Origin of the sequence: Vreelandella sedimenti (genome assembly GCF_013416325.1) — a bacterium.
GTDB classification, from domain to species: domain Bacteria; phylum Pseudomonadota; class Gammaproteobacteria; order Pseudomonadales; family Halomonadaceae; genus Vreelandella; species Vreelandella sedimenti.
In genome coordinates this window covers 68,337-90,920 of sequence record NZ_JACCGK010000013.1, presented here as the reverse complement: position 1 = coordinate 90,920, position 22,584 = coordinate 68,337, and the positions used below count along the sequence as shown (strand labels likewise).

Below are 22,584 nucleotides of genomic sequence, written 5' to 3'. Positions count from 1 at the left end.
GAGATTCCTATGACTCGTTTAAATACCAATCAGTGGTTAGCACTGGTGTTTGCGGTATTGGCTGCTGGCTATATCGCGATGGCGTGGCAAATCCCCACCTTTCCTCTGCCGCGCCCGGTCGACTCTGACCTATTTCCTAAAGTATTAGGCTTCTCGCTACTGATCCTGTCGGTGTTTCTATTCTTTGAGAAGCCTACCCCGATAGCCGGTGCCGATGAAGTCGACGAAGAGGCGCAGCACGGGCCGCTACTACTGACACCCTGGGCGCGGGTCATCGTGACTTCGTTGGCGATTGCCGCCTACGCGTTATTGCTGGTGCCGCTGGGTTTTGTACTCGCTTCTACGCTGCTCTGCGTTGGATTGACGGCCTACTACGGCTATCGCCGCCATGGGGTCAACCTCGCTACGTCGCTGGGGGTAGTGCTCGCGCTCTACCTGACCATGACGCGAGTGATGGATGTTTACCTACCCACTGGCGTGCTGCCTTTCTAAACAAAGCCTTGTTAGCAGGTCTTTCCGCTAGCAGTTCTTAAGAGAGTAATTCCCATGGATGCCTTCAATAATTTGATGTACGGCTTTGGCATCGCGCTTGAGCCAATCAATATTGCCTACGTATTTGCCGGCGTATTTGCTGGCACCATTATCGGTATGCTGCCGGGCCTTGGCCCTATCAGTGCACTTGCCCTGATGATTCCTATCACTTTTGCCATGGAGCCCTCGTCGGGTTTGATCCTGATGGCAGGGGTTTACTACGGCGCCATCTTTGGTGGCTCTACTTCCTCGATTCTGCTCAACGCCCCCGGCGTGGCAGGTACCGTAGCGACCTCCTTTGACGGCTACCCGATGGCCAAAAAAGGCCTGGCGGGTAAAGCGCTGGCGATTGCCGCCTACTCGTCATTTGTGGGCGGTACGGTATCGGTTATTTTCTTGATGCTGGTAGCGCCGCTGCTTTCCAAAGTGGCCGTAAGCTTTGGCCCTTCCGAGTACTTTGCACTGATGGTGCTGGGCTTAACCGCTGTGGTCTCGCTGTCGGATAAATCACTGATCAAAGGGCTGATTGCTGCCGTGGTGGGGGTGATTATCTCGATTGTGGGTATCGATATGCAGACCGGTACCGAGCGTTTTACCTTCGGCTCCGTTCAACTCCTCGACGGTATCGACTTCCTGGTGGTGGCGCTGGGTATCTTTGCACTCGCCGAGGTGTTCTATATGCTGCTGCGCGGCGGTGGCGGCAAAGAGGCTCCCCGCAATGCGATTGGCTCGCTGAAACTGACTCGTAGCGAAGTCAAAGAGATTGCTGGCCCCGTTGGCCGCAGCTCGGTGTTGGGCTTCTTCACCGGCGTTCTGCCGGGGGCTGGCGCTACCATCGGCTCGTTCCTGGGTTACAGCATGGAAAAACGCATCGCCAAAGATGGCGACACCTTTGGGCAGGGTAATATCAAAGGTGTTGCTGCGCCAGAGGCTGCCAACAACGCCGCCTGTACCGGCTCCTTTGTGCCGCTGTTGACGCTGGGTGTACCGGGATCGGGTACCACCGCAGTACTGCTGGGCGCACTGCTGGTCATGGGGGTCAACCCTGGCCCGATGATGCTTACAGAGCGTCCGGACGTGTTCTGGGGCGTGGTTGCCAGTATGTATATCGGCAATATCTTCCTGCTGGTGCTTAACCTGCCGTTGATACCGCTGATCGCCAAGATTCTCGATCTGCCCAAGCCGCTGTTGTTATCGTTGATTTTGATCTTCTGCATGATCGGCGTCTACGGCATGAGCTTCAGTGTGTTTGATCTGTTGCTACTGCTCGGCTTTGGCCTCGTAGGCCTTGGGATGCGGCTGTTTGGTTTCCCGGCGGCGCCGCTAATTTTGGCGCTGATTCTGGGCAACATTATGGAAGAGTCCATGCGTCGGGCTCTGCAGATCTCCGGTGGCGACTGGATGACTTTTATCGACAAGCCTATCTCGCTTGGTCTACTGGTCGTCGCTCTGCTGTCGCTTGGTCTGCCGTTACTGAAAAAACGCCGTAAGAAAATTCCACCCGACGTGGCTATTTAACGCCACTACTTAAAGGGTGAATAGCGAGGAGCCTTGGTGATGCCAAGGCTCCTTTTTTATCTCCGTTTTTGGCTGGTAACAAAGAGTGGTTTTGTAACTAATAAGTAAGCACTGAGTTGCTACTCTGTATTTTAAAAGCTCAAGTACTTAGATGGTGCACTGGGTCGTATTGGTGCATTGAGAGAGTGCTTTAGTCGCTTTGTTGTGCTTTATTTTGGTGCATGTGGTGAATATTGAGATTTACTGGCGATTATTAAGTGGCTGATTAAATAGCTATAAAGAAACTTTGTGCCAATCTGGCGCACCCCTTGCAAGTGTTAATGGCTAGTGGACGTATTGGGGGAGCTAATACAACAACCCCAAGTGCGAAGCCAACCATCAAGCCCCAATTATAAGGGGTGCAAGGAGATTAACAATGAACACTCTCAAACGCTCGACACACCCTCGCCCATTCCTTTCAAGTGGCCGTTTCGCGACCGCTTTACTCACCGCTGCCATCATGAGTGCCAGCACCCAGGCCATCGCCCAAGACGATGACCCGATCAAAGTCGGTATCCTGCACTCACTCTCCGGCACCATGGCGATTAGTGAGACTGTCCTCAAAGACACCGTCGAAATGCTTATCGAACAGCAGAACCAAGCCGGTGGTTTGCTGGGGCGTCAGTTAGAAGCAGTGGTGGTTGACCCGGCGTCTAACTGGCCGCTGTTTGCCGAACGCGCCCGGGAGCTACTAGACCAGGAAGAAGTAGACGTGATTTTCGGCAACTGGACGTCGGTTTCGCGTAAATCCGTACTGCCCGTCGTAGAAGAGCTCAACGGGCTGCTGTTCTACCCGGTGCAGTATGAAGGCGAAGAGTCCTCTGAAAACGTCTTCTACACCGGCGCAGCGCCTAACCAGCAGGCGATTCCTGCGGTTGAATACCTTATCAACGAAGTCGGGATCGAGCGCTTTGCGCTGGTGGGTACCGACTATGTCTACCCGCGCACCACCAACCGTATCCTCGAAGCCTTCCTCAAGGATGAACACGGCATCGCGGATGAGGACATCATGGTCAACTACACGCCGTTCGGTCACTCCGATTGGCAGAACATTGTGGCGGAAATTCGTCGTTTCGGTGAAGAGGGTAAACCCACTGCGGTGATCTCGACAGTTAACGGCGACGCGAACGTGCCGTTCTATACCGAGCTCTCCAACCAGGGTATCGACGCTGCCGATATTCCTGTCATCGCCTTCTCTGTAGGTGAGCAGGAACTTACCGGTATTGATACCGGGCCGCTAGTGGGGCACTTGGCGGCATGGAACTATTTCATGAGCGTCGATAACGATGACAACTACGACTTTATCGATGCCTGGATCGAGTACACCGGCGACGATATGGCCGTGACCAACGACCCAATGGAAGCGCACTACATCGGCTTCAACATGTGGGCCGAAGCGGTTCGCAAAGCGGGCACGACAGACGTCGACACGGTTAAAGACGCCATTATCGGTGTGACCGTGCCTAACCTTTCCGGCGGCTATGCAGCCATGATGCCCAACCACCACATCACCAAGCCGGTGCTGATCGGTGAGATTCAGGACAATGGCCAGTTCGATATCGTGTGGCAGACGCCCTCTACCGTGGCCGGCGACGCCTGGTCTGACTACCTGCCTGGCTCGCGTGACCTGATTGCCGATTGGCGTAAGCCGATGGAGTGCGGCAACTTCAACGTCGTTAACGGCTCGTGCGGTGGCAGCACCGCAGCAGAAGAAGCCGAAGCGGCACTGGCTGAGTAAAACTGAGTAAGTACCTTACCCTTCGCCGCCCCGGCGCATAGCGTTGAGAGTTAAGGGGTGGCGAAGGAGCACGCTATCTTTCCCTTTCTGATAACCAAAGGAAGAACCCCATGAGGCGTTTCCTTTCCTTGGCGCTGCTCTGCTTCCTGCTGTTGGGTATGACCCTCACAGCACAGGCACAATCAACAGACGCCGCCAGCAGCTCCACTAATGATGCGGCCGCGCTCGAACTGTTGGAGGCGCTGGACGTTGAGTCTTACGCCGCCAAAGGCGAAGCCATAACCGCGATTTTGCAAAGCGACGACGAACGCGCCCGTGACTGGCTGCAGGCGCTTTTAGATGGCCGTTTGCAGCGCACCGAAGACGGTCGGTTCGTGCTGGTGCTTGAGAACCGCGGCCGCGACTGGCCGGTGGCCGATGTCCTAACCGGCGAAGCGCTGGGCGAAATGTCTCGTCGTGACCTGGAGCGTATCGGCATTAACAACAACCTGCGTAATCAACTGCGCAGTGCCATCGCGGTAGTTGACCTCTACTCGCCTAACGTGGAGCGCCGCCGCACATCGGCCGAGCGCCTGTTAGGTGAAGTAGATGGGGAACTGGTGCCCACACTCGACGACTTGATCGAACAGGAAGAGGACGAGCAGGTGCGCTATCGGCTGACCCAGGCCGTGGCGATCTATCGCGCCGAAGCAGGTGAAATGGCGGGTATTGAAGCGCTGGACGGCAGCCTTCACCCCCGCTCCCGCGTGGCATTGAGCCGGGCAGCCAATAGCGATGATCCCGTCGTCGCCAATGCCGCTGCCGCTTCCCTGGCGGGCATTGAGCAGCAGCTCAAAATCAATCGCGGTCTGGAAACGCTCTATTTCGGCTTGAGCCTTGGTTCGGTGCTGGTGCTGGCCGCCATTGGCCTAGCGATCACCTTCGGTGTCATGGGCGTGATCAACATGGCCCACGGCGAGCTGATGATGCTGGGCGCCTACACCACCTGGGCGATGCAGCAACTGCTGCCCGGCCAACCGGGGCTGGCGTTGATTCTATCGATTCCCGCAGGCTTTATGGTCGCCGCCCTGGCGGGTGTGGCGATCGAGCGCGGTGTTATCCAGTTCCTCAAGGGCCGCCCGTTGGAGACGCTGCTGGCGACCTTTGGTATCAGCCTGATTTTGCAGCAGCTGGTACGTACGGTGATTTCACCGCTCAATCGTACCGTCATCACCCCCGAATGGATGAGTGGCTCATTGGTGGTGAACGATGCGCTGTCGCTAACGCTCAACCGCATGTATGTGCTCGGCTTTGCGCTGGTGGTGTTTGCAGGCCTGATGCTGATTATGCGCCGCACCCGGTTGGGGCTTGAGGTGCGTGCCGTTACCCAGAACCGCGCCATGGCCCGCTCCATGGGCATTCGCGCCACTCGCGTGGATATCATGACCTTTGCGCTAGGTTCGGGTGTGGCCGGGCTTGCCGGTGTCGCGCTCTCCCAGCTCACCAACGTCGGCCCTAACCTAGGGCAGAACTACATCATCGACTCCTTCATGGTGGTGGTGTTCGGCGGTGTGGGCAACCTATGGGGCACACTGGTTGCTGGCCTATCGCTGGGGGTGATCAACCAGGTGCTGGAACCCTGGGCAGGCGCGGTATTGGCCAAGATCATCGTGCTGGTCTTCATCATCCTATTCATTCAAAAACGCCCGCGTGGACTCTTCCCGCAGAAGGGCCGGGCTGCGGAGGGCTAAACGATGTCACTAACGACCGAATCATCGACGAATTTTTGGCTAACACGCCCATTCAGCGAGCGCTCCACGCAGATTTTTCTCGGCGTGCTACTGGCCGCGCTGGCACTGGTCACCCTGCTGCACGTGGCAGTGCCGCCGGATAACCCGCTGCATGTGGGGGCTTACACGGTCAATCTGTTTGGCAAGTACCTGAGTTACGCGCTGCTGGCCGTGGCGGTGGACTTGGTGTGGGGCTATCTGGGCATTTTAAGCCTGGGGCATGGCGCCTTCTTCGCCATCGGCGGTTACGCCATGGGCATGTATTTAATGCGCCAGATTGGTGACCGCGGCACCTACGGCCACCCGGTACTGCCGGACTTTATGGTGTTCCTCAACTGGGACAGCCTGCCCTGGTTCTGGCACGGCTTCGATATGGCCTGGTTCGCCTTCGCCATGGTGCTGCTGGCCCCCGGCCTACTGGCGCTGGTGTTTGGCTTTTTGGCGTTCCGCTCACGGGTCACCGGGGTGTATCTGTCGATCATCACCCAGGCGCTTACCTTTGCCTTAATGCTGGCTTTCTTCCGCAATGAGATGGGCTTTGGCGGCAATAACGGCCTCACCGATTTCCGCGAAATCGTCGGTTTTGACCTGCGCAGCGACGCCACGCGCCTAGGGTTGTTCCTGGTCACCGGCGTTGCGCTGGCGCTGGGGTATATCCTGTGCCGTGCGATTGTCACCAGCAAGCTGGGGCGGGTGAGCGTGGCCACCCGCGACGCCGAAGCGCGCACGCGCTTTCTCGGCTACCGCGTCGAGCGCTTTCAACTCTTCGTCTTTGTGGTCTCGGCGATGCTCGCAGGCCTGGCGGGCGCGCTCTATGTTCCTCAGGTGGGAATCATTAACCCCAGCGAATTCTCGCCGATTTTCTCCATCGAGATTGTGCTGTGGGTAGCGCTGGGCGGTCGCGCCACGCTATATGGCGCAGTGATTGGTGCCATTCTGGTCAACTACGCCAAAACCATCTTTACCGGCGTAATGCCCGATGCCTGGCTGTTTGCGTTAGGGGCGATGTTCGTACTGGTCACGGTGTTCCTGCCCAAGGGCGTGGCGGGATTGTTTCGCTACCTCAAACGCCGTAAGCGCGACGATTCGGCTAATCCTGACCATAAACACACGCCCGAGGAGGCCTCCGCATGAGTTTGCTGCAATCGCTGAGCCAGCGTGACCGGGTGTTCGATTTTATGGCGCCCCAAGCCTCGCCGGTGGACGTTCGCCATGGGCCGATTCTTTACATGGAAGATGTCACCGTGAGCTTCGATGGCTTTAAAGCCATCAATAACCTCAACCTGACCATTAACGACGGCGAGCTGCGCTGCATTATCGGCCCCAACGGGGCGGGTAAAACCACCATGATGGATATCATCACCGGCAAAACCCGCCCCAACAGCGGCAGCGTGTGGTTCGGTAGCCGTCATAACCTGTTGAATATGAACGAGCCGGATATTGCCAGCCTGGGCATTGGCCGTAAGTTTCAAAAGCCCACAGTATTCGAAGCGCTCTCGGTGTTTGAAAACCTTGAGCTGGCCATGGCGGCAGACAAGCGGATTTTCCCCACGCTTACCGCGCGTATCACCGGCGAAATCAAAGACCGCATCAACGAAGTGCTGGAAACCATTGGCCTTACTGAGCTGCGCCATCAGCCCGCAGGGATTCTTTCCCACGGGCAGAAGCAGTGGCTAGAGATCGGCATGTTGCTGATGCAGCGCCCACGCCTACTGCTGGTGGATGAGCCGGTAGCGGGCATGACCGAGCAGGAGATGGAGCGCACTGCAGAGTTGCTCACCGGGCTGGCCGGTAAACAGTCCGTGGTGGTGGTGGAGCATGACATGGGCTTTGTACGCTCCATTGCCCGCCAAGTGACCGTACTGCACCAGGGCAGCGTGCTGGCGGAAGGCACCATGGATCAGGTTTCCAGCGATCCCAAAGTAATCGAGGTCTACCTGGGTGCCGATGACGAGGAGGCCGCCTGATGCTAGCCATTGAGAAGCTCAACCAGTTTTACGGCGAAAGCCACACCCTCTGGGATCTCGATCTTGAGGTGCCTGCAGGCCAATGCACCTGCGTGATGGGCCGCAACGGCGTGGGCAAAACCACGCTGCTAAAAGCTGTAATGGGCGAAGTTAACGTCACTAGCGGTCAACTGCGCTATACCGGTGGGGATCAAAGCACGGTAGAGCTCACCAAAAAAGCTGTCGAAGCGCGTTCCCGCTTGGGGATTGGCTACGTGCCCCAGGGGCGGCAGATATTCCCGCTGCTGACCGTAGAAGAGAACCTGCGCACCGGCCTAGCTGCGCGCAGCGACGGACTGAAAAAGATTCCTGAGCGGGTCTATGAGCTGTTCCCAGTGCTTAAGGAAATGAAGCATCGCCGTGGCGGCGACCTCTCCGGCGGGCAGCAACAGCAGCTGGCGATTGGCCGTGCGTTGGTCATCGAACCCAAACTGCTGATTCTAGACGAACCGGGGGAGGGCATTCAGCCCAATATCGTCGCCCAGATCGGCCAGGTGATTCGCCAGTTGATCAATGAGGATGGCCTTACGGTGCTGCTAGTGGAGCAGAAGCTGCCCTTTGCCCGTAAATACGCCGACCGCTTTGTGATCATGGATCGCGGTCGCCCGGTGGCCAAAGGCGAGATCAGCGAGCTCTCCAATGAGCTGATCAAGCAGCATCTGACGGTTTAAGTTACCCATACCCGGTTATCGCCTGCCCGGCCAAGCGGTTGTCGAAAGGCGGTCGTTTTTTTGCGCGTGGATGAGCGGTGTTTCCAAAAGCTGGGCTTCAAACGCTGGGCGGCGGCTCCACCGGCGCCTGGCGTGCCCGTTGGCGTTTGACCAGTTGGGTAATCACGCCGTAGCGTGGCCCTGCCAGAAAGGCGAGCATCAGGAATACGCCGGTCATGACGGCCATCATGCCGCCAATGGAGACGTTGAGATACACTGCGAGGTAGTAGCCAGAAATACTCGAGGCGATAGAAATTAGCGCACCGATGATAAACATCATCCACAGCCGGTCGGTCAGCAAATAGGCGGCGGAGGCGGGAACAATGGCAAAGGCGATAAACAGCACCGCGCCTACCGCATCAAAGGCCGCCACGGCAGTGGAACTAGTTAGCATTAGCAGCACATAGAAAAGAATCGAGGGCATAAAGCCGAACGTTTTGGCCAGCGCCGGATCGAAGGTGGCCAGCTTTAGCTCCTTATAAAAGAGTCCGATAAACGCGTAGTTGAGCAGCGTCATCACGCTCATCGATACCAGCGCCTGGGGGATGGGCAGGCCGAAGATGTCGAGTGTATCCAGCCAGACAAAACCGATCTCACCGAGCAGCACGGTATGCGTGTCGATATGCACATCATTGGCATAAATATTCAACAGCAGCACGCCGATAGAGAACAGCGCCGGGAAGACCAGGCCGATAGCGGTATCCTGCTTGACCCGTTTGGTGCTCGCTAAGGCTTCGGTGAGCAGGACGGTTAACAGCCCGGTGAGGGCGGCCCCGATCAGTTGTACCGGCCCACTCTGTTGCTTGGTCAGCAGCCAGACGATGACGATGCCAAACACAATCGAATGGCTGATTGCGTCGGATAACATGCTGTTGCCGCGCAGCACTAAAAAGGTGCCCACCGCCGAGGAGGCGATGCCTACCATCGCGCCCACTAGCATAATGGGCAGGGCAGTTGTGGTCAGTAGCTCTGCCATCATGATGCTAATTCCTCAAAAGCCGCGACCACTCTTCTAGCCTCCGCCTGGCCCTGTGCCGTTAGCCCCCAGCCGCCGTCGCTTGGGGTGGCACCGCGAGGAGAGCGGGTTAGGTAGCCTTGCTGCTTAAGCTTGTTGAACATCCTGCGTGAACCGAGTGTTGAGGGGGCGCATGAGGGATCGGCCGAGTGTTTATATAGCGCATAAAGTAGCTGCTGTTTCTTCAGCGCTGACTTCTGGCGATAGTGCTTTATCACACCCCACAGCAGGCCACGGCCGGGCGCCAAGGCCAACGATATAAGCACGATGGCGGTTGCAGTAAGGACAATCAGCGGGCCGGTTGCCAGACCACGCGATAGGGTGCTGATGGTCGCCCCTGAAACACCACTGACAATACCGACGCCTGCAGCGATGGTGAGCATGCCGCCCAGGTGGCGGCTCCACTGTCGCGCGGCGGCCGCGGGTGCCACGATCATGGCGGCCATCAAAATCACACCGACCATCTGCAGGCCGACGACGACCGCTAGCGCAACCATAGCGGTGAGCGATGCTTCAATCACGGTGATAGGCATGCCGAGCGTGCGGGCGTACTCCGCATCAAAGGTGACCAGCTTGGCCTGTTTCCAGAAGACGGCAAGCAGCAGCAGCGTGACAAGCGTAATGCTGCCCATCACCCATAAATCGGAGCGCAGCGTCGCGGCGGCCTGGCCGAAAAGAAAGGCCTCAAGACCGCCCTGGGAGGCGTTATTGGTACTCTGGATATAGGTGAGCAGAACGATACCCACGGCAAAAAAGATACTGAGGCAGGCGCCCAGGCCTGCGTCAGTTTTCAGGCGGCTTAAGCGCGTCAGCATCAGCATAATCAGCGCGGCGGCGGAGCCGGTGATCAGTGAACCAATAATAATCCCGCCAATATCCCGGCTGCCGGTGATGATAAAGCTTAAACAGATGCCGGGAAGGGCTGCGTGGGAAATCGCGTCTCCCAGAAGGCTTTGGCGACGCAGCACCGCAAAACAGCCCAGCGGGCCGCTGATCAGCCCCAGCAGCGAGGCGCCCATGACTACATTCTGAAAGGTGTAGTCAGATAAAAGCTCAAGCCATACCATGGGTCACTTCACCTTTGAGGCTGAAAACATTAACGATTCATTGTCATTAAGTAGCGCGATTTGGCCGCCGTAAGCCTGGCGCAGGTGATCGATCTTGAACACCTCCTCGGCCTTGCCGCTGGCGATGACTCGCACGTTGAGTAGCAGTAGCCAGTCAAAGTAGGTGCGAACCGTTTGCAGATCGTGGTGTACCACAATCAGCGTCTTACCCGCGTCGCGCAGGCGGCGCAGGATATCGATAATGGCCCGCTCGGTGGTGGCATCGACGCCAGCCATGGGTTCATCAAGAAAATACACATCGGCTTGCTGCACCAGCGCACGGGCCAAAAATACGCGCTGCTGCTGGCCACCTGAGAGCTGGCTAATCTGGCGCTCAGCGAAGGCACTCATACCGACCATCTCAAGTGCTTCCTGCGCCTCGTGGCGCTCTTTTCGCCCTGGCCTTTTGAGCCAGCCTAAGCGCCCGTAAAGCCCCATGATGACCACATCCAGCGCAGTGGTGGGAAAATCCCAGTCAACGCTTGAGCGCTGGGGCACATAGCCCACTCGTTTACGCTGCGTGGTGTAGGGCCGCCCATGCACCATCACCTCTCCTGACAACGACGGCACCAGCCCAAGCAGGCTTTTGATCAACGTGCTCTTGCCCGCCCCGTTAGGGCCGACAATGCCCGCCATTACACCGGCGGGGATATCCAGATCGATATCCCACAGCACGGGCTGGTTATGGTAGCTCACCGTCAGGTTTTTAATGCTCAGTGCGGTGTCTGTAAGGTCGGATGTCGCCATGGATGCACTGCCTTATCGAATGCTTATTGAGTGAGTTGCCACTCGCTGGCCCAGTCATCTAGTGCCTTTGGCAGCGGGGCCTGCGAACCGTCTAGCGCTTCGACAATGTGCTGGGTGTTACGGTAGATCATGCCCATATAGGTACCATCTACCGTGCCTTCATCCCCCATGGCGTCGGAATAAAGCTGGCCGCCGATGGCCACATCATGGCCGCGCTGCCTTGCGGCATCAATCACTGCCTGAATGGTGCGCGGGTTGATCGTGCTTTCTATAAATACCGCGGGTACGTTACGGGCAACAACGCTATCCGCCATGCTGCGAATATCGGCGATCCCGGTTTCGGTTTCGGTACTAATCCCCTGAATCCCTTCCACCTCAATGTCATAGGCACGGCCAAAATAGTTGAATGCATCGTGGGCGGTGACGAGAATACGTTGCTCTTCGGGGATGCTGGCAATGCTCTCTTTAACCCACTCATGCAAGGCTAGCAACTGAGCCTGATAACGCTCGGTATTGGTTTTAATCGTCGTGGCGCACTCAGGGCGTGCTTCGCTAAATGCATCGCTCAGGGTGGGCAGTGTTTGGGCCCATAAAGAGACATCCATCCACAGGTGAGGGTCGACCCCGTAGACATCCTGAGCGGTGATCAACGACGCCGGATCAATGGACGCGGGAGCCACGGCAAGCGTGGGTGTTCGTGCCGAGAAATTCTCCAGCACACTCCCCAGCTGTCCTTCCAATGAGTAGCCTGAATAGAGAATGTGTTCGGCTCCCCGCAGCAAGGCCACGTCGCTAGCGCTTGCCTGGTACAGATGGGGGTCTACGCCGGGGCCCATCATGGCTTCCACATTAACGCATTCGCCGCCTACTTCCTGCGCTACATCTGCAATCATCCCAATCGTTGCCACCACGTTTAAGGGCGTTTCATCGGCAGTTGCCAACGCACTTAAAGGAAGCGTTCCCAATAGAATCACGGCATATTTTGTTGCCATTTTAGCTCCAGACTCGTCACGAGGTAGATGGATTGAAATTGCTTTATGTAAACTGATTACCCTAAGGAAATAAGTATAGCCTTGGCTAAGTTTGTGACGCTATTCATGAAATGTCAAGCGGATAAAAGACGCTGAGGTGAGTTGAAAAGGGTATCTGAGTATTGCGGGAATAAACGTAAGACGGGCTACTAACGCGCCTTTGAAATCTGCTAAGAACGGTTTAAGTTATCCACACCCGGTTCAAAGTCTTGGATCGGGTTGAAATGGCCGTGCCTCGGCTGTCGCGACGATTTGATCGAATAAGGGGTGTGCCGGGTTGAGCATGTAGTTGAGCTCTCTCGGCACGACCACGCTTGGCACTGCCAGTGCCAGACTTTGGCCTGAGGTCAACCAGCCATCGCCAAGTTCAGCGGTCTCTGCTGGCGCTGGGGCTTCCTGCCAGTTTTCTGGTAGATCTTCTGCGCCAACGCTTAGAATACTGTCGGTTGATAGCGTCAGGCGCAGCAGCGCATACGCATTGAGCAGCCGATAGCTTTCCAGATTCACCATAATTTCCAGTAGTGCCAGCGACTCGGAGCTTGCCACATACACACAGGCATTCCCTGGGCTATTCCAGCGCCCACCGTAAAGCCGTGCGGCCTCGCCATCAAACACTGTTTCCTGAAACTTACGCTTAACCAGCCGATAGGCGGTGACCTCGCTCATGCCGAGACACCATGCTCCAGCCGCCCGATCAGATTCAACACTGTTTGATACTCCGCCGATGTGGCGCTCATTTCGACGGGGCGACGCCCGCCTAACCCGGCATTGGGTTTGAGTAGCCAGGCGCGAGCCCCTTCTACGTCACCCTCGAACAGATCCAGCGCCGCCTTGAAAAGCTCAGCAAAGCGATACAACCGGTCACTTTCCGCCATCTTGAAACGGCCTGATTTGGCGCGACGGTTAAGCGTAGCAGAGGGAATATCCACGTAACGCGCCAGTGCCTTCTGCTCAATACCTGATACATTGGCAATCTGGGGATAAACACGATACTCCACCCCTTCATGCAACAGCTCATGCAACTTGCGACCTCTGGCTGGCAAGCCAATTTGTTGCCAGAAACCGGACGCCAAAGCTTTGGGTGGCTGGTATTGAGTGAAGTGGATATCCATAACGTTAACCCTCATTTGATACTTCAAAAGCCTATCAGTTGATATGCATGACGCTTTTGCCGTCGTCAAGTGATGCACATGGCAGAGAAGGTATCTGGCGTGCTTAATCGCTAAAACCCTGTTCTGTGTTCGGTTGACGGCACTGCTTGGCGTGTAATATCGGCTGTTGATCAATTAAGAAGCAGGTGAGGTATGCGCTATAAAGATAAACATCAGCTCGCCGCCGAGTGGCAAGCGCTTCTGGAGCGCACGCCCAAACCGTTGCGGCAAGCAGTCGAAACATTGGTAGAGCACTACTGCCAAAAATTTGCTGACCACTTTTATCAGGTGATGCTGGAAGACCCGCATGCCTCGCTGTTTCTCTCCAACGATCAAGTGGCACAGCGCTTAAACCCCTCGATGCGGCGCTGGCTGAAGGCCATGTTTGCCGTCGAGCACGCCGACTTTGAGTCCCTGGTTGAGCAGCAGGAAAAAGTGGGGCAAGTGCATGCCCGCATCGATATTCCGGTCAACCTGGTGCTAAACGGAGCACGGCAACTGAAGCAAGCGTTTTATGAGCAGATCAACGCCACGTTCAAAAGCCCGCTATCGCCGGGGGATGCCTCGGTGTACGTCTCCGACCATATCGATATGGCAATGGAGATCATGAGTCACGCCTACTCGGTGGCCAGTGACCGTAATGCGCGCACCGAAGAGGCGTACAAGCTATTTTCACTCACCCAGAGCATTGGCGACGAGCGTGAACGCCAGCGTTCGGCGCTGTTAAATTGGGAGAATGCGCTGATGTTTGCCATAGCCGCCCAGCAGAATGTCGCCACGCTGCCGCGGTTATCCAATTCTGATTTTGGTTTGTGGTACTTCCATAAAGCGTGCCATGCGTTCGAGGGTGTGCCAGAGATTGCCACTATTTCACACCATATTCAGCGAGTGGATCGTGAGTGGCTGGAAGCCCTGCAGCATGAGGATATTAACCAACGGCTCAAGGCGCTGGGCGAGATTCGTGATGCCGCCCGCACGGTGTTGATGCTGCTCGACAATGTGTTAGAGCGTGCCTCCGGTTTGGACGCGGGGCGCGACAGCTTGACCCGGTTGCTTAACCGCAAGTTTTTGTCAGTGGTGCTTAGCCGCGAAATAGACATTGCCCGCCACTCGGAGCACTGCTTTGCGCTGTTGATGGTAGATATCGATCACTTCAAATCGATCAACGATACTCATGGGCACGACGCCGGCGACAACGTGCTGCAGCAAGTGGCGAGCATCCTTGATCGCTCTACTCGTGGGGGTGATTACGTGTTTCGCATGGGTGGCGAGGAGTTTTTGATTGTGCTGGTCAATACTGACCATGACGGCAGCCGGTTATTTGCTGAGCGTTTACGCCAATCGGTGGCTAAAGAGCCGATGCTCGCTGGTGCCGATATGCTGCTTAACGTGACGATTAGCGTGGGGGTAACGCTTCACGATGGCCACCCGGACTATCACCACTCCCTGCAGCGGGCTGATCAAGCCCTTTATGAAGCGAAGCGCGGCGGGCGTGACCGGGTTGTTGTGCAGTAATGGTGTGAAGAGGGAGTGCAAGCTGAGTGCTAAATAAGCAGTGAGTGCATTTATTTGGTGCATATGAGGCCTGGTATCGTGCTGTTTTGGTGCGTCTAGATGCGTGGCACTGCAAGTCACCGCCGTTCATCCCTACCATTGCCCGCACAGCAGGGCTTTTCACCATTTTGGCGCATTAATTGCTTACCTATGTCAAAGGCTTAGTGAAAAGGAAGCGATAGCAACCCATGATCCTGTGCGAACTCGCCAAACCACACGTTGCCTCTGGCCACCGCTTCGATGCAGGCCGCCATTGGGCGGCTTCGTTAGCACTCACCTTCGCCCATCGCGACAGTGCTACTCGCATGGTGCAGGCGCGCCATCAGGGACCACTGCGGGTGCAGCGCCCTTTCTATCCCGAAGGGCGTAGTGAGGCTTGTCATGTTTATGTGCTTCACCCGCCGGGCGGGTTAGTCAGCGGTGATGCGCTCACCATTAGTGCCCATGTAGAGAGCGGTGCCCATGCGCTGCTGACGACCCCGGCCGCCAATAAGCTCTATAAAGCCGACAGCCAGGGCGTGGCATGGTCTCAGCACACCCGGTTAAGTGTGGAAGATAATGCAACTCTGGAGTGGCTGCCTCAAGAGACCATCGCCTTTGATGGTTCCAAGGGTGAGCAGCGCACCCAGATTGACCTTCACGGCAGCGCCTGCTGCCTGGGTTGGGAGGTGATGGCGCTAGGCCGCCCGGCCAGCGACTTACCCTATGTTTCCGGGCGTATTGAGCAGCACTTCCGCTTAACCCTGGACGGCAAGCCGCTGTGGCTTGAGCGCCAACCGCTAGACCCACTCCACCCACGCTTTGCCGGGCGCTGGGGGCAGGGCGGTGCCACGGTGCAGGCCACGCTCTGGGCGGTGGGGATTGCCGATGCGCTTGCTGCCATTGAAGCCTTGCGTGAAGCGCTGCCGGATAATCCGCGCTGGGCGGTTACCGTCCGCCACGGTGTTCTGCTGCTGCGCTATTTAGGCAACTCGCGTAACGAAGCCTGGGCGTTATGCGAACAGGCCTGGCAACTTCTGCGCCCCCGGTGGATCGAGCGGGAAGTACATACACCACGAATTTGGCTAACCTAATAGGCATCACCGTGATGCACTGCTGGAGACACATTCCATGGAATTAACCCCGAGAGACAAAGACAAACTGCTGCTGTTCTCAGCCGCCCAACTGGCGGAGCGCCGCAAGGCACGTGGTTTAAAGCTCAACTACCCGGAAGCGGTGGCGCTGATCAGCTTTGAGATTATGGAAGGCGCCCGGGATGGCCGCAGCGTGGCGGACTTAATGAGCTATGGCCGCGAGATCCTTAGCCGTGAGGATGTGATGGACGGCGTCGCTGAAATGGTCGACGAGGTTCAGGTCGAAGCCACCTTCCCCGACGGCACCAAGCTGGTCACTGTCCATACGCCTATTGTTTGAGGGGTTTAATTGTGAGGGGTGAGGAGTGAATAGTTAGGGGTGAGTAGTAGTGGATTACACCTCACCCCTCACGTCTCACTCCTCACAAATACGAAGGAGCAAGTAGATGATTCCCGGTGAGTACAAGTTAAAAGAAGGTGATATCGAGCTGTGCGCGGGGCGTGAGCGGATTAGCGTCGAGGTGGCCAATACCGGCGACCGCCCGATCCAGATTGGCTCCCACTACCACTTTGCCGAAGCCAACCCGGCGCTGGTGTTTGATCGCGACAAAACCCGAGGCTTTCGCCTGGACGTGGCCGCAGGCACGGCGATTCGCTTTGAGCCCGGCCAGACCCGCGAAGTCACACTGATTCCATTTGTCGGCAAGCGCGAAATTTACGGTTTTCGCGGCGATGTAATGGGCGCGCTCGACGGAGGTAAACAATGAAACCGGTTAACAAGATCAGTCGGCAAGCCTATGCCGATATGTATGGCCCCACGGTGGGCGACCGCGTGCGCCTGGGCGATACCGAGCTATGGATCGAAGTCGAACAGGATGCCACCCACTACGGCGATGAAGTGAAATTCGGCGGCGGCAAAGTCATCCGCGACGGCATGGGCCAAAGCCAGCGCGCCGACGACACAGTGATGGATACCGTCATCACTAACGCGCTGATTCTGGATTGGTGGGGTATCGTCAAAGCCGACGTGGGCATTCAAAATGGCCGCATCGCCGCGATTGGCAAGGCAGGCAATCCTGACGTACAGCCTGATGTTGAAATCGTCATAGGCCCCGGCACCGAAATCATTTCCGGCGAAGGGAAGATCCTGACCGCGGGCGGTATCGACTCCCATATCCACTTTATCTGCCCCCAGCAGGTCGAAGAAGCGCTGATGAGCGGCATAACCACCATGCTGGGTGGCGGGACCGGCCCGGCGACCGGCACCAACGCTACCACCTGCACCCCCGGCGCTTGGCACATCGGTAAAATGCTCCAGGCGGTAGATGATATGCCCATGAACATTGGCTTTCTGGGCAAGGGCAACGCCAGCCTGCCTGAGTCCCTGGAACTCCAGCTCCAAGCGGGCGCCATGGGGCTCAAATTGCACGAAGATTGGGGCACCACGCCTGCCTCAATCAACAACTGCCTCAACGTGGCGGATGCCTACGATGTGCAGGTGGCGATCCACACCGACACCCTGAACGAATCGGGCTTTGTGGAAGACACCCTGGCCGCGTTCAAAGAGCGCTGTATTCACACTTACCACACCGAAGGCGCGGGCGGTGGCCACGCCCCGGATATCCTCACCGCCTGCTCTAAAGCCTACGTGCTGCCGTCATCCACCAACCCAACGCGGCCCTACACGGTCAACACCATCGACGAACACCTCGATATGCTGATGGTGTGCCACCACCTGGATCCCAATATCCCTGAAGACGTGGCCTTTGCCGACTCACGCATTCGCCGCGAAACCATCGCCGCCGAGGATATCCTCCACGACCTGGGCGTGATCTCAATGATCGCTTCAGACTCCCAGGCCATGGGGCGGGTCGGTGAAGTGGTCTGCCGTACTTGGCAAACCGCCCACAAAATGAAGGTGCAGCGCGGCCTGCTGCCGGAAGATGAGGCCCTGGGCGCCGATAACCTGCGCGCCAAGCGCTATATCGCCAAGTACACCATTAACCCGGCGATTACCCACGGGATCGCTCACGAAGTGGGTTCGATAGAAGTTGGTAAGCTGGCGGATCTGGTGCTGTGGAAACCGGCTTTCTTTGGCGTAAAACCGGCCATGATGATCAAAGGCGGCATGATTGCGGCGGCGCCCATGGGCGATCCTAATGCCTCGATTCCGACTCCCCAGCCCGTGCACTACCGCTATATGTTTGGTGCTTTCGGCCGTGCGGCCAGCCAAACCCGGCTCAGCTTTGTCAGCCAGGCCGCGCTGGATGCGGGCATCAAAGAGAAACTGGGGCTAAATAGCGAACTCGCGGCGTGCAAAAACGTGCGCCAGGTGCGCAAGCAGGATATGAAGCTGAACGATGCCTGCCCCGATTTGACCGTCGACCCGCAGACTTATGAAGTACGCTGCGATGGCGAAATTTTAACCTGCGAGCCTGCCACCGAGCTGCCGCTGGCCCAGCGTTATCATTTGTTCTAAACAGGCGGGACTTCAGCCTCCACACCCAGATTAGCCGGGGTAGCCCGGAGTGAGGGTCTTTTGCCATGGATGGCAAAAGTAGCTTACAAGGATGTATTTACAGCGCCCTCACGCAGGGCTACCCCGGCTAGGCCGCGGAAAATTTCAACGGGACGATAGCAATGCTGAAACTAATAGAACGCTTAGGGCCGATAGAGGAGAGCGCCGCTATCGATACGCTCACGCTGCCCTTTGAGCTACGCATCCGTGGGCGCTTAAAAGCCCAAAGCGATAGTGGCCGTGAGCTGGGGTTGTTTCTTGATCGCGGCCCAGTGCTGCGCAGCGGCGAAGGCCTTAAGGCCGAAAGTGGTGAGATAGTACGCGTCTGCGCCGCCGTAGAACCGGTGGTTACTGCGCGAGTAAGTACTGGCTTACCGCTGGCGCGGCTGGCTTACCACTTAGGCAACCGCCACGTGCAGCTGGCGCTGGGTGAAGACGAAAAGGGCGCCTGGGTGCGCTTCCCGCCGGATCACGTGCTGGAAGAGCTCGCTGAGCTGCTAGGTGCCGAACTAGAGCACCACAACGCAACGTTCGACCCGGAGCCGGGTGCTTACAACCAAGTGGGGGGCGGGCATAGCCACTCCCATGGGAATGGTCACTCACACGACCATTCTCACGGGCATGAAAATTCACACGACCACGACCACCCGCATGAGCACCACCATGCACACTGAGCTAAACGCACTAGAAAGCCAAAGCGATGAGCTGGCGCTGCTAGGGTTGATGCAGTTGGTGAGCCCAGCGTTGCCCATCGGCGCCTTTGCCTTTTCCCAAGGGCTGGAAAGCGCCTTTGAACTGGACTGGGTGCGTGATGAAGCCAGCCTCGCCGAGTGGCTAAACGGTGTGCTAGAAGATGGCTTAACTCGCTGCGAACTGCCAGTGCTGGCGCGGTTGTATGAAGCGTTTGGCCAGGCGGACATGGCAGAAGGTCGTAAATCAATTGCCGCGTGGGATGAGTGGCTGGCGGCCACCCGGGAAACCGCCGAGCTGGCCGCAGAAGACAGCCGTTTGGGCGCCTCGCTCAAGCGACTACTGGGCAGCCTGGACTTGTTGCCGAAAGAACAGCAGTGGCAAAGTGAGGGCATACTCCTGCCCTTGCTTCCGCCCCAAGCAGGTTATGTAACGCTGTTTGCCTACACGGCACACGCCCGCGGCGTGTCCGTACGCCAAACGCTGCTGGGGTTTGCCTGGGCTTGGCTGGAGAACCAGCTGGCGGTGGCCTGTAAAGCCTTGCCGCTTGGTCACACCGCTGCCCAGCGAGTAATTGAACAACTGCGCCCAGCGCTAGTGAATGCCGTTAATCAGGCGCTGGTGCTTGAGGATGATGAACTAGGCCCGGTGCTACCCGGCTTGGCCCTGGCTAGTGCGTTGCACGAAACCCAGTATTCACGCTTATTTAGAAGTTAACGGGTTTAGAAGACAAAGAGCTTAGAAGCTAATCAGCTTATCGATTGAGGAGAGGACAATGACTCACTGTTTACGCGTTGGTGTGGGTGGCCCGGTAGGCTCCGGTAAAACCGCGCTGCTCAAGCAGCTCTGTTTAGCGCTGCGTGATTACTACGATATCGCCGTAGTCACTAATGATATCTACACCCGCGAAGATGCCGACTTTTTGCTCAAGCACGACGCCCTTCCAGCGGACCGTATCCTGGGGGTTGAGACCGGCGGCTGCCCGCACACTGCCATTCGTGAAGACGCCTCGATGAACTTGGCGGCCATCGATGAGCTACAGGGGCGCCATCCGAAGCTAGAGCTGGTCATGGTGGAGTCGGGCGGCGATAACCTCTCGGCGACCTTCAGCCCCGAGCTTTCCGACCTGACGCTCTACGTCATCGACGTGTCGGCAGGCGACAAAATCCCGCGCAAAGGCGGGCCGGGCATCACCAAATCGGACCTATTGATCATCAACAAGATCGACATCGCCGAACAGGTGCACGCCTCATTGGAGGTGATGGAGCGCGACTCGAAGAAAATGCGCGGCGAACGCCCCTTCGTGTTTACCAACCTTTATGACGGGGTAGGGCTGGAAGAGATCATCCGCTTTATTCTTGATAAAGGCATGCTGGATGAGCGTCGCCCACAGGCTGATACAGTGGCTTCCGCGGATACAAGTGCCATCTAGGACGTTCTCGGCGTACAAAGGCCGCCAAATGTTTGGCGGCCTTTGTTGTTCAACGACTTATTATTCCAATAGGTTCCACAGGCCAATGGTGAGTGCGGGGAACAGGCACAGTAGCAGGACGATCACCATGGTCGCAGCGATGAAAGGTACCGCCGCACGGAACACGGCGGAAGGCGATACCTTGGCGATCTGCGATGTGATAAATACCAACAGCCCCACGGGTGGGGATATCCCCCCTAGTTGCAAGGTAATAATCATCACGATCCCCAGTTGCACCGGGTCGACGCCAGCATTGGTCATCATCGGTAAAAACAGGGGAGCGATGATCAGCATCGCTGGCGTCAGGTCGAGAAACATGCCGGCAACGGCAAGTACCACTAAAAGGATGATGAACAACCCGAACTGACTGTCAGCCGCTGTGCCCGCCCAGCCGACTATTTCCTGGGGTACCTGCTCAGCAATCAATATCCATGCGAACGGTACCGAGGCCGCGATCAAAAAACCGACCAGTGCGGCGTCCGTACCGCACTCAACGAAGGAGCGGTAAAACTGTTTCCAGTCGTACGCGTTGAATACCAGCTTGCCAAGCACGAAAGTCCAGAGCAACGCCACAACGCCTGCCTCGGTGGCGGTAATAACCCCAAAGCGGATCCCGCCAAGTACACCTACGGTGATCACCAATACCGGTAGCGCTCGCACGAAGGTATGCCAGATCGTCGCCATTGGTGCACGCGCGGTGGCTGTTTGGTACTGACGTCGCACGGAAATCCAGTAAGCGACCAGCATCAGCGCACCAGCCGCCATGATTGCTGGCACGATACCGGCCATAAACAAACGGGCAATAGAAACGTTGGCGACCGAGGCATAGACCAACATAGCGATGGCAGGAGGTACTACGTTGGGCAGAATAGCCGATGAGGCGGTGACCGCGCAGGAGAACGCTGGCGAATAGCCGCGTTTGACCATCTCAGGCACCAAAATTTTGGTGCTACTGGCAGCATCGGCACTTGAAGAGCCTGAGATGCCGCCGACCATGAGGCTATTGAGAATATTGACGTGAGCTAGGCCACCGCGCAGGTGACCGACTAGGCTTGTGGCGAAATCAATCAAGCGAGTCGAAAGCCCACCGAGGTTAAGTAGGTAACCGGTAGATAAAAAGAAGGGGATCGCTAGCAAGATGAACTTAGTCGAGCCGGTGACCATGTTTTGGACCACCGCTGGAGCAGGCAGAATAAACGACGCTGAGCTGGCCAGAAATACCCCGAACATCAATGAAAATGATATCGGCACACCAACTCCGAGCGCTATGAAGAAAACCACCAGCATGATCAGGCTCGGTGAGATCCCTTGTAAGGGGCCCAGTAGGCCCTGATCCAGTCCTACATAGATCAATCCCGCGATGGCTATCGCCGCCAAATTGCGAATCAGAATACCTGTATTGTCAGCGTTGCGAGCGAGCAGGAAGACCAGCGCGATGACACCGGAAATTGGAATGACGGCGTACTTTATGGCGGTGGGCCACTGTAAGCTGGCGCTGGTGCCACCCACCATATCGGCTAGTTGGTAGCCGCCAAACAGCATCATGATCAATGTCAGCGAAAGGATAAGATTCTGGGTGAAGCCCAATACACCTACGAGCCAGGCTGGTAGGTCGTTGGGTAGAAAGTCACCAGCGACATGGCGCTGTTGGCGTACCCCCAGCGCCGCACCGAGAAAAATCAACCAGGTAAAACACCATATCGCGAATTCTTCGGTCCATGAAAAGGAGTCGTTGAAAACATAGCGAGAAACGACACCGGCGAGCACCGCCAGGGTCATGGCCAGCAAAATGCCAAAGACGAGGAAACGGACCAGGCTTTCCAACCCGGTGGCGGCGCGGCCGATGCCCAACGAGGGGGTAGCAAGGGAAAAACGGTAGGCAGACATCCGATACGCTCCAGAAGGGCGGCGCCAGTG

22 protein-coding genes are annotated in these 22,584 nt (G+C 57.1%); 15 read left to right on the top strand and 7 right to left on the bottom strand.

Annotation, left to right across the window (positions count from 1 at the left end; all coding sequences use genetic code 11):
* Positions 1 to 9 precede the first annotated feature (9 nt).
* The 7 genes from HZU72_RS15490 (at position 10) to urtE (ending at position 8,272) form a co-directional block, all read left to right on the top strand.
* Entirely contained in the window at positions 10 to 492 is a 483-nt protein-coding gene (locus tag HZU72_RS15490; protein ID WP_180093663.1) for a tripartite tricarboxylate transporter TctB family protein, read from the top strand.
* 54 nt (positions 493 to 546) lie between these two features.
* A complete protein-coding gene (locus HZU72_RS15485) occupies positions 547 to 2,049 on the top strand; it encodes a tripartite tricarboxylate transporter permease (protein ID WP_180093661.1) in 1,503 nt (500 codons plus the stop codon).
* A gap of 415 nt (positions 2,050 to 2,464) precedes the next feature.
* Positions 2,465 to 3,826, top strand: a complete 1,362-nt coding sequence (gene urtA / locus HZU72_RS15480; protein WP_180093659.1) for an urea ABC transporter substrate-binding protein — start codon at positions 2,465 to 2,467, stop codon at positions 3,824 to 3,826.
* A 110-nt stretch (positions 3,827 to 3,936) separates the two neighbouring features.
* Positions 3,937 to 5,556: an urea ABC transporter permease subunit UrtB gene (urtB, locus tag HZU72_RS15475; protein WP_180093657.1), complete on the top strand. Its 1,620-nt coding sequence runs from the start codon at positions 3,937 to 3,939 to the stop codon at positions 5,554 to 5,556.
* Between the two features lie 3 nt (positions 5,557 to 5,559).
* Positions 5,560 to 6,729: an urea ABC transporter permease subunit UrtC gene (gene urtC / locus HZU72_RS15470; RefSeq protein WP_180093655.1), complete on the top strand. Its 1,170-nt coding sequence runs from the start codon at positions 5,560 to 5,562 to the stop codon at positions 6,727 to 6,729.
* Positions 6,726 to 7,562: an urea ABC transporter ATP-binding protein UrtD gene (gene urtD, locus HZU72_RS15465; protein ID WP_180093653.1), complete on the top strand. Its 837-nt coding sequence runs from the start codon at positions 6,726 to 6,728 to the stop codon at positions 7,560 to 7,562. Before urtC ends, urtD begins: the two co-directional genes overlap by 4 nt.
* Complete coding sequence (gene urtE / locus HZU72_RS15460) at positions 7,562 to 8,272, top strand: urea ABC transporter ATP-binding subunit UrtE (protein WP_180093651.1); 711 nt, start codon at positions 7,562 to 7,564, stop codon at positions 8,270 to 8,272. The genes urtD and urtE overlap by 1 nt, the downstream gene beginning before the upstream one ends.
* 97 nt (positions 8,273 to 8,369) lie before the next feature.
* Here the strand turns inward: urtE and HZU72_RS15455 are convergent, their stop codons facing one another.
* The 6 genes from HZU72_RS15455 to HZU72_RS15430 form a co-directional block, all read right to left on the bottom strand.
* On the bottom strand, positions 8,370 to 9,290 hold the full coding sequence (locus tag HZU72_RS15455) for a metal ABC transporter permease (protein WP_180093649.1): 921 nt from the start codon (positions 9,288 to 9,290) through the stop codon (positions 8,370 to 8,372).
* Positions 9,287 to 10,393 carry a metal ABC transporter permease gene (locus HZU72_RS15450; protein WP_180093647.1) on the bottom strand — a complete coding sequence of 369 codons (1,107 nt, stop codon included), beginning with the start codon at positions 10,391 to 10,393 and terminating at the stop codon, positions 9,287 to 9,289. The genes HZU72_RS15455 and HZU72_RS15450 overlap by 4 nt, the downstream gene beginning before the upstream one ends.
* Before the next feature lie 3 nt (positions 10,394 to 10,396).
* A complete protein-coding gene (locus HZU72_RS15445) occupies positions 10,397 to 11,179 on the bottom strand; it encodes a metal ABC transporter ATP-binding protein (RefSeq protein WP_180093645.1) in 783 nt (260 codons plus the stop codon).
* A gap of 23 nt (positions 11,180 to 11,202) precedes the next feature.
* Entirely contained in the window at positions 11,203 to 12,171 is a 969-nt protein-coding gene (locus HZU72_RS15440) for a metal ABC transporter solute-binding protein, Zn/Mn family (RefSeq protein WP_180093643.1), read from the bottom strand.
* 240 nt (positions 12,172 to 12,411) lie between these two features.
* The gene (locus HZU72_RS15435) at positions 12,412 to 12,876 is read right to left on the bottom strand and encodes an RES family NAD+ phosphorylase (protein WP_180093636.1); all 465 of its coding nucleotides are present in this window, start codon (positions 12,874 to 12,876) and stop codon (positions 12,412 to 12,414) included.
* On the bottom strand, positions 12,873 to 13,322 hold the full coding sequence (locus HZU72_RS15430) for an Xre family toxin-antitoxin system antitoxin (RefSeq protein ID WP_180093634.1): 450 nt from the start codon (positions 13,320 to 13,322) through the stop codon (positions 12,873 to 12,875). The genes HZU72_RS15435 and HZU72_RS15430 overlap by 4 nt, the downstream gene beginning before the upstream one ends.
* 192 nt (positions 13,323 to 13,514) lie before the next feature.
* On the opposite strand from HZU72_RS15430, the gene HZU72_RS15425 reads away from it, so the two are divergent.
* From HZU72_RS15425 to ureG, 8 genes are all read left to right on the top strand, one after another.
* The gene (locus HZU72_RS15425) at positions 13,515 to 14,876 is read left to right on the top strand and encodes a diguanylate cyclase (RefSeq protein WP_180093632.1); all 1,362 of its coding nucleotides are present in this window, start codon (positions 13,515 to 13,517) and stop codon (positions 14,874 to 14,876) included.
* Between the two features lie 227 nt (positions 14,877 to 15,103).
* Complete coding sequence (locus HZU72_RS15420; RefSeq protein WP_180093630.1) at positions 15,104 to 15,988, top strand: urease accessory protein UreD; 885 nt, start codon at positions 15,104 to 15,106, stop codon at positions 15,986 to 15,988.
* 37 nt (positions 15,989 to 16,025) lie between these two features.
* Positions 16,026 to 16,328, top strand: a complete 303-nt coding sequence (locus HZU72_RS15415) for an urease subunit gamma (RefSeq protein WP_022521353.1) — start codon at positions 16,026 to 16,028, stop codon at positions 16,326 to 16,328.
* Positions 16,329 to 16,434: 106 nt separating this feature from the next.
* Positions 16,435 to 16,755, top strand: a complete 321-nt coding sequence (locus tag HZU72_RS15410) for an urease subunit beta (RefSeq protein ID WP_027957896.1) — start codon at positions 16,435 to 16,437, stop codon at positions 16,753 to 16,755.
* Positions 16,752 to 18,467 carry an urease subunit alpha gene (gene ureC, locus HZU72_RS15405; protein ID WP_180093628.1) on the top strand — a complete coding sequence of 572 codons (1,716 nt, stop codon included), beginning with the start codon at positions 16,752 to 16,754 and terminating at the stop codon, positions 18,465 to 18,467. Before HZU72_RS15410 ends, ureC begins: the two co-directional genes overlap by 4 nt.
* Before the next feature lie 161 nt (positions 18,468 to 18,628).
* Positions 18,629 to 19,180: an urease accessory protein UreE gene (ureE, locus tag HZU72_RS15400; protein ID WP_180093626.1), complete on the top strand. Its 552-nt coding sequence runs from the start codon at positions 18,629 to 18,631 to the stop codon at positions 19,178 to 19,180.
* A complete protein-coding gene (locus tag HZU72_RS15395) occupies positions 19,170 to 19,913 on the top strand; it encodes an urease accessory protein UreF (protein ID WP_235976137.1) in 744 nt (247 codons plus the stop codon). Before ureE ends, HZU72_RS15395 begins: the two co-directional genes overlap by 11 nt.
* 58 nt (positions 19,914 to 19,971) lie before the next feature.
* Positions 19,972 to 20,628 (top strand): urease accessory protein UreG, encoded by a 657-nt coding sequence (ureG, locus tag HZU72_RS15390; protein ID WP_180093622.1) that lies wholly within the window; start codon positions 19,972 to 19,974, stop codon positions 20,626 to 20,628.
* 60 nt (positions 20,629 to 20,688) lie between these two features.
* Here ureG and HZU72_RS15385 read toward each other — a convergent pair whose 3' ends face one another.
* Positions 20,689 to 22,554 carry a TRAP transporter large permease gene (locus tag HZU72_RS15385; RefSeq protein ID WP_180093620.1) on the bottom strand — a complete coding sequence of 622 codons (1,866 nt, stop codon included), beginning with the start codon at positions 22,552 to 22,554 and terminating at the stop codon, positions 20,689 to 20,691.
* Positions 22,555 to 22,584: the final 30 nt, after the last annotated feature.